Annotated in this window: 6 protein-coding genes; 4 read left to right on the plus strand and 2 right to left on the minus strand. The window is 61.8% G+C overall.

Going from position 1 to position 6,973, the window contains the following annotated elements; translation table 11 throughout:
* Nucleotides 1-3: 3 nt before the first annotated feature.
* From ACGYK7_RS11080 to ACGYK7_RS11090, 3 genes are all read left to right on the plus strand, one after another.
* Entirely contained in the window at nucleotides 4-1,092 is a 1,089-nt protein-coding gene (locus ACGYK7_RS11080; protein WP_394402161.1) for an ABC transporter permease, read from the plus strand.
* Nucleotides 1,093-1,104: 12 nt separating this feature from the next.
* Nucleotides 1,105-2,571, plus strand: a complete 1,467-nt coding sequence (locus ACGYK7_RS11085) for an ABC transporter permease (protein WP_394402164.1) — start codon at nucleotides 1,105-1,107, stop codon at nucleotides 2,569-2,571.
* A gap of 62 nt (nucleotides 2,572-2,633) precedes the next feature.
* Entirely contained in the window at nucleotides 2,634-4,724 is a 2,091-nt protein-coding gene (locus ACGYK7_RS11090) for a dipeptide ABC transporter ATP-binding protein (RefSeq protein ID WP_394402167.1), read from the plus strand.
* Between the two features lie 106 nt (nucleotides 4,725-4,830).
* Here ACGYK7_RS11090 and ACGYK7_RS11095 read toward each other — a convergent pair whose 3' ends face one another.
* Together ACGYK7_RS11095 and ACGYK7_RS11100 are read right to left on the minus strand one after the other, a co-directional pair.
* Nucleotides 4,831-5,355 (minus strand): hypothetical protein, encoded by a 525-nt coding sequence (locus tag ACGYK7_RS11095; RefSeq protein ID WP_394402169.1) that lies wholly within the window; start codon nucleotides 5,353-5,355, stop codon nucleotides 4,831-4,833.
* A 179-nt stretch (nucleotides 5,356-5,534) separates the two neighbouring features.
* Nucleotides 5,535-6,080 (minus strand): lytic transglycosylase domain-containing protein, encoded by a 546-nt coding sequence (locus ACGYK7_RS11100; protein WP_394402185.1) that lies wholly within the window; start codon nucleotides 6,078-6,080, stop codon nucleotides 5,535-5,537.
* A 280-nt stretch (nucleotides 6,081-6,360) separates the two neighbouring features.
* Here ACGYK7_RS11100 and ACGYK7_RS11105 point away from each other — a divergent pair, with 280 nt between their 5' ends.
* Entirely contained in the window at nucleotides 6,361-6,870 is a 510-nt protein-coding gene (locus tag ACGYK7_RS11105; RefSeq protein ID WP_394402172.1) for a single-stranded DNA-binding protein, read from the plus strand.
* The last annotated feature ends 103 nt before the right edge of the window (nucleotides 6,871-6,973 follow it).

Consider the following 6,973-nt stretch of genomic DNA (forward strand, 5'->3'; position numbering starts at 1 on the left):
CACATGGGACTATTCATTTTGCGCCGGCTGGGTGTGATGTTGCTGACGGCGCTTTGCCTGACCTTCATCGTGTTCTGGCTGACCAATCTCTATCCGAACCTCGAAAAACTCGCCAAGACGCAAGGCAACTTCCGCATGTCGGACGAGGCCGTGGCCAGCTATCTCGAAAACCGCGGCTATTTGCAGCCCACGGTCGACAAGTTCGGCGAATGGCTGGGCGTGCTCCCCGGCTGGGTGACCGAAGGCGAGACGCCCGAGGAAACCTTTGGCCGCTGTTTCGCCCCCGGCACCCCGGTTGAGGCGCGCCCCACCCGCTGCGGCATCCTGCAAGGTGATTGGGGGTTCTCGACCGTCTTCAAGGAACCGGTGGGCGAAACCGTCCTTACCCGTCTGGCGCTGACCGGCAAGCTGATGTTCTGGGTGCTGGTGCTGATGGTCCCCTCGGCGCTGATCGTGGGCGTGCTGGCGGGGATGCGCGAAGGCTCCAAGCTCGACCGCTCGCTCTCGACCTTCTCCATCGCCACCACGGCGACGCCGGAATATGTCTCGGGCGTGATCTTCATCGCGGTGCTCGCCTCCTCGCGCTTCGGCCTGTCGCCGCTCTTGGCCGACTGGGGCTGGATCGACAGCAAGACGCTGTTTCTGGGCTCGGCCACCTCTGCCATGAAGGATGCGAACTTCTGGAACTTCTTCCTCCCGGTGCTGACCATCTCGCTCTACGGCATGGGCTATATCGCGCGAATGACACGGGCCTCGATGACCGAGGTGATGACCGCGCAATATATCCGCACCGCAAGGCTGAAGGGGGTGAAATTCTCAGAAATTGTGCTGAAACACGCGCTGCGCAACGCGCTGATCGCGCCCTTCACCGTCATCATGCTGCAGATCCCCTGGCTCTTGAACGGCGTGGTGATCGTCGAGACCCTGTTCAACTACAAGGGCTTCGGCTGGCTACTGGTGCAGGCGGCGGCCAATAACGACATCGAACTGCTGCTGGCGGTCTCGGTCGTGTCGGTGATCGTCGTCCTCGTCACGCAGCTGATCTCCGACATCGGCTACGTTTTCCTCAACCCGCGCATTCGCATTTCCTAAAGGAGCTTGGACATGGAACCTTTGACATGGACCGGCTCACTTGCGGGGCTCAACATCATTTTCCTCGGTCTCGCGCTGCTTCTGGCCTTGGCCGTGGCGGTGCAGATCGTCGTTTCCTTCTTTCCCGCCAGTGAGACACGCCAGATCAACCCGGATGGCACCGTCGCCCGGCAAGGCGGGCTGGCAGGCGGGGTGAACCGTGCGGTGATCCTGCTTTTTGCGCTGCTGATCCTCCTGCTGCTGATCTATATCATCGCAGGCGCCTTCATGGGGCCACAGGCGGGCATCATCGGCGGCATGTCGCAGCAGATGCTGCCCGTGTGGATCGCGCTGATCCTGACCTTCGCGCTCTCTATCCACTTCAAACGGCGGCTCGGCCTTTACGGCAAGCTGTTCGACAGCACCGTCGGCATGATCGGTTTCGCCATCGTCATGTTCTGGGTCTACACCGGCATCTTCGGCGGGCTGTTCGATCTGCTGGTGACGCATGACAGCCTCAGCCAGACCTCGGGGATGAAGAACAAACTGCCCGGCACGCCCCTGCGCAGCCCGGATGAGGGGGAGTACCCTTGGTTTCTTCTGGGCGGTGACAACCTTGCCCGCGATGTCTTTTCCCGGCTGATCAAAGGATCTTGGGTCGTGGTGCAGATCGCGCCGATGGCGACACTCTTTGCCTTTATGGTGGGGATCACGCTGGGCCTGCCTGCGGGCTACTATGGCGGGCGGCTGGATACGATCCTCAGTTTTCTGGCAAACCTGATCCTCGCCTTCCCGGTGATCCTGCTGTTCTACCTGCTGGTCACGCCGGAGATCGTGCTCACGGGCATTCCGAACTACATGGCGGTGTTCCTCTTCATCTTCCCGCTGATCTTCCTCGCCGTGCTGTTGAACGCGCGCTACTACACGCAACCTTCGTTCCGCACGCCGCTTCTGATCGTGGTGCTGGGGGTGCTGGGCTGGCTCTACCTGTCGCTGGTCTCCACCGACGGAGCGATTGTCGCGACGGACAGCTACCGCATTCCCGGCCTGCCGCGCGCCATCGACCTTTTCGATATCGACCCCGGCGTGCTGGTGGTCTTCGTCTCGGTGGTCTTTGTCAACGCGCCCACGGTGTTCCGCATCGTGCGCGGCCTCGCACTCGACATCAAAACCCGCGACTATGTGGCAGCGGCCCAAACCCGTGGCGAAGGCCCGTGGTACATCATGCTGTGGGAGATCCTGCCCAATGCACGCGGCCCGCTGATCGTCGATTTCTGCCTGCGCATCGGCTATACCACGATCCTTTTGGGTACACTCGGCTTCTTCGGCCTCGGGCTGGAGAGCGAGAGCCCCGATTGGGGCAGCACGATCAACGCAGGCCGCCGCCTGCTGTCTCTCTACCCGCATGCCGCCATCGCGCCTGCGCTGGCGCTGCTGAGCCTCGTTCTGGGCCTGAACCTCTTGGCCGATGGCCTGCGCGAAGAATCCCTGCGCGACTAAGAAACATCCTCCGGGGGGCCAGCCCTCCCGGCCCCTTTTGATCCCCCGACTGGGAGAGCCAAATGCCAAAGACTGATTACGACGGTCCCATTCTTGAGATCAACAACCTGTCGATCTCCTTCTTCACCCGCCTGCGGGAGATTCCCGCCGTGATGGACTTTTCCGTCAATGTCCAACCGGGGGAGGCCGTGGGGCTGGTGGGCGAAAGCGGCTGCGGCAAGTCCACCGTGGCGTTGGGTGTGATGCAGGATCTGGGCCGCAATGGCCGGATCGTCGGCGGCTCGATCAAGTTCAAAGGCCGCGACCTGAGCGAGATGAGCGCGGAAGAGCTGCGCGACATTCGCGGCAGCGAGATCGCGATGATCTACCAAGAACCGATGGCGAGCCTCAATCCCGCCATGCGCATCGGCAAGCAGTTGATGGAAGTGCCGATGATCCACGCCGGCATGTCCGAGAAGGAGGCCTATGTCCGGGCGCTGCAGGTGGTTAGGGACGTGAAACTGCCCGACCCCGAGCGCATTCTGAAGGCCTATCCGCATCAGCTTTCCGGCGGGCAGCAGCAGCGCATCGTCATTGCCATGGCGCTGATGTCCGAACCCTCGCTCCTGATCCTTGATGAGCCGACCACCGCGCTCGACGTGACCGTCGAGGCGGCGGTGGTCGACCTGGTGAAGGATCTGGGCAAGAAATACGGCACGTCGATGCTCTTCATCTCGCACAACCTTGGGCTGGTGCTGGAGACCTGCGACCGGATCTGCGTGATGTATTCGGGCGAGGCGGTGGAGAAAGGCTCGATTCACGATGTCTTCGACGAAATGCAGCATCCCTATACGCAGGCGCTGTTCCGCTCGATCCCGCTGCCCGGGGCGGACAAGAACGCGCGGCCCCTGAAGGCGATCCCGGGCAATTTCCCCCTGCCGCATGAACGCCCGCCGGGTTGCAACTTCGGGCCGCGCTGCGACTATTTCGTCCCTAGCCGCTGCGACGCCGCGCCGATCCCGATGGAGAGCGTGCCCGGCAACCACCGGCAAGAGACCCGCTGCATCCGCTTTCAGGAAATCGACTGGCAAGCGCCTTTGGAACAGGCCGAGGTCAAGGAAAAGGGCAATGTCGGCGAGGTCGTCCTCAAGATGGACAGGCTCAAGAAATACTACCAAGTCGCGGCCAATGCCATGTTTGGCGGCGGCAATACCAAAGTGGTGAAAGCCAATGAATCCCTAAGCTTCGAGGCCCATGAAAGCGAAACCCTCGCCATCGTGGGCGAGTCGGGCTGTGGCAAGTCCACATTCGCCAAGGTGCTGATGGGGCTGGAGACGGCGACCGAGGGGCATATCTACCTCGACGGGCAAGACATCGGCGGCGTGCCGATTGACGACCGCAGCACCAAGAATGTCGCCGATGTGCAGATGGTGTTTCAAAACCCCTTCGACACGCTCAACCCCTCGATGACCGTGGGGCGGCAGATCATCCGCGCGTTGGAGATCTTCCGCATCGGCAAGAACGAGAAAGAGCGCCGCCAGCGCATGCTGGAACTGCTCGATCTGGTAAAACTGCCCCGCGAATTCGCAGGCCGGATGCCGCGCCAACTGTCGGGCGGGCAAAAGCAGCGCGTCGGCATCGCCCGCGCCTTTGCCGGGGATGCGCGGATCGTCGTCGCGGATGAGCCCGTCTCGGCGCTCGACGTGAGCGTGCAGGCGGCGGTGACGGATTTGCTGATGGAAATTCAGCGCGAGCAAAAGACGACGCTTTTGTTCATCTCTCACGATCTGTCGATCGTGCGCTACCTCTCGGACCGGGTGATGGTGATGTATCTGGGCCATGTGGTCGAATTGGGCGACACCGATCAGGTCTTCGCTCCGCCCTATCACCCCTATACCGAAGCGCTGCTGAGCGCGGTGCCGATTGCCGATACCAAGGTCAAAAAGAAACACATCGTGCTGGAAGGTGACGTGCCTTCGGCGATGAACCCGCCCCCTGGCTGCCCCTTCCAGACCCGCTGCCGGTGGAAATCGCAGGTGCCGGGCGATCTGTGTGAACGCGAGGTGCCGCCAATGGTGTCCTTGGCCGATGGCCATCAGATCAAATGCCACCTCACCGCTCAGCAATTCGCCGAGATGGAGCCGGTGATCGAGACAGGCGCGGCGGCGGAATGAAAAAAGGCGCGGTTCCGAAGAACCACGCCTCATGCCTCAGGCTGTCTAAGGGGGAACGGCCTGAGATTATGACGATCCGGCCTGTATGGCCAAATCAGGCCCGGATTTAGGGATCAACGGGCGAGCCGGCGGTGTTCACATTGGCCAGACCTTCGGCCACGACATCCGCGAAGGTCGAGACGAGCGCCACATAGAACTCTGTGTCGGAGGGCTGCACGTTGACATAGCCTTCGGGCGCGATTTCATCGCCGCTATAGGCCGAGATCATCACCGGGAAGCTCAGACCCGCATTGTCGCCGGTGGGGCTTGTGATATCAACAACACCTTCCAACTCGTTGAATTCTTTGCTGTCGGGCAGCATTGTCGCGCCGTTCAAAGAGATTTTGCGAATGTCGATCTTGATCTGCGGGTCGGAGCCGTCACTGCTCAGCGGCACACGCTCTGCCACTTCGGCGCGCAGGTCTTCTTCCAGATCAGGATAGAAATCCATGGCATTGCTGTCGGCGGCGGCGACCGAGGATTCAACGTCGATCTTCGAGACCATGATCTCGTTGTCAGCGAAGGCAGAGCCGCTCAGCGCGATAGCGCTTACACCAGCGGCAAGGGCGATGTTTTTGATATTCGTCAGCATGTCGTTCTCCTTTGAACTTTCATCTTGGCGGCGAGAATGCCCCGCTGCAAAGTTTCTGATCAAAGAACACCACGATTGCCCCGGCGGTTCCCAAGGAGGCCGACGCCAGAGGGGCCAACGCGGGCGCAAATAGGCGGACAAACGCTCAAGCGCAGCGACCACCCTTTAATATCAACGGCTTAGCTGCCCGCGATCACTTTAACGTAATTGCGGGTTTCCTTATAGGGCGGGATGCCCCCGTATTTCTTCACCGCCCCCGGACCCGCGTTATAGGCGGCCAGCGCAAGCTCCCAACTGCCGAAAGCGCGGTATTGCATTTTGAGGTAACGCGCCCCGCCTTCGAGGTTTTGCACCGGATCGGCGGGATCGACACGCAGCGCCCGCGCGGTCTGCGGCATCAACTGCGCCAGCCCCATTGCCCCCTTGTGCGATAGCGCCTTGGGGTTCCACCCGCTTTCCTGCTGCACCAGCCGCAAAAACAGATCGACCGGGATGCCATGGCGCGTGGCCGCGGCGCGGGCATGGGTCAGAAAGGCTCCTTTGTACGACCCGTTGTATTTCGGCACGTCCCATTTCGTCGGGGTGACGACTGTGGGCGGCTGCAGCCGCACGGAGGCGGAATACTGTTTCGACGCCCGATTATCGAGGATGCTTTTCTGCGACGCGAAGAGCCCCGCGCGGTTCTTGCTGGCGAACATATCGGCAGCCGCTGGTGCCGCCCCCATCGCGATCATTCCGGCTGCCGTCAAACTCACCGCCGCCAGACCGGCCAAAAGTCCCGTCTTTCGCATATCTGCCCCCTGCCGTTGCATTGCGCGCAGTATACTCAAATGCGCCCCTTCTACCAGCCCCCGAAATCCCAACCGTTTCGCGGGCCGCGGCGATGGGCAGCGGGATGGAAAGCCGGTGTCATCCGGCGAACAAGCACGATATAAACAGCCGAATTGGGCGCGCTCGGATTCGCGCCCGACGCAATGACACAGCAATGACAAACGAGGGGGCAAGATGGCCGGCTCAGTGAACAAAGTGATCCTTATCGGCAACCTCGGGCGCGACCCCGAGGTGCGGTCGTTCCAGAACGGCGGCAAAGTGTGCAACCTGCGCATTGCCACCTCGGAGACATGGAAAGACCGCAACACCGGTGAGCGCCGTGAGAAGACCGAATGGCATTCGGTGGCGATCTTTCAAGAAGGGCTCGTCCGCGTGGCCGAGCAATACCTCAAGAAGGGCTCCAAAGTGTATATCGAAGGCCAGTTGCAGACCCGCAAATGGCAGGACCAATCCGGCGCAGACCGCTATAGCACCGAAGTCGTGCTGCAAGGCTTTGGCGGCACGCTGACCATGCTCGACGGTCCCGGCGGCGGCTCCGGCGGCGGCGGTGGTGGCGGCGGCTACGGTGGTGGCGGCTACGGCGGTGGCGGCAATGACTACGGCGGTGGCTATGACAGCGGCCCGTCCTCTTCGGGCGGCGGCGGCGGCGGCAGCCGTGATCTGGACGACGAGATCCCGTTCTGATTTAAACTATTGGGTGGGGCGCTGGAGCGCCCTGCCCGCCTTGAGCGACGGCTCAAGATTACCACCCAGCCCGGAATCAAGCCGAAGGCGCCGGGCCATCGCC

Origin of the sequence: Sulfitobacter sp. 1A15299, from assembly GCF_043556915.1 — a bacterium.
GTDB lineage: Bacteria > Pseudomonadota > Alphaproteobacteria > Rhodobacterales > Rhodobacteraceae > Sulfitobacter.

What these genes read in the sequence shown, in the direction of transcription:
- ACGYK7_RS11090 (WP_394402167.1), top strand. Translation starts at nt 2,634, where the DNA reads ATGCCAAAGACTGATTACGACGGTCCCATTCTTGAGATCAACAACCTG.
- ACGYK7_RS11080 (WP_394402161.1), top strand. Translation starts at nt 4, where the DNA reads ATGGGACTATTCATTTTGCGCCGGCTGGGTGTGATGTTGCTGACGGCG.
- ACGYK7_RS11085 (WP_394402164.1), top strand. Translation starts at nt 1,105, where the DNA reads ATGGAACCTTTGACATGGACCGGCTCACTTGCGGGGCTCAACATCATT.
- ACGYK7_RS11105 (WP_394402172.1), top strand. Translation starts at nt 6,361, where the DNA reads ATGGCCGGCTCAGTGAACAAAGTGATCCTTATCGGCAACCTCGGGCGC.
- ACGYK7_RS11095 (WP_394402169.1), bottom strand. Translation starts at nt 5,355, where the DNA reads ATGCTGACGAATATCAAAAACATCGCCCTTGCCGCTGGTGTAAGCGCT.
- ACGYK7_RS11100 (WP_394402185.1), bottom strand. Translation starts at nt 6,080, where the DNA reads ATGGGGGCGGCACCAGCGGCTGCCGATATGTTCGCCAGCAAGAACCGC.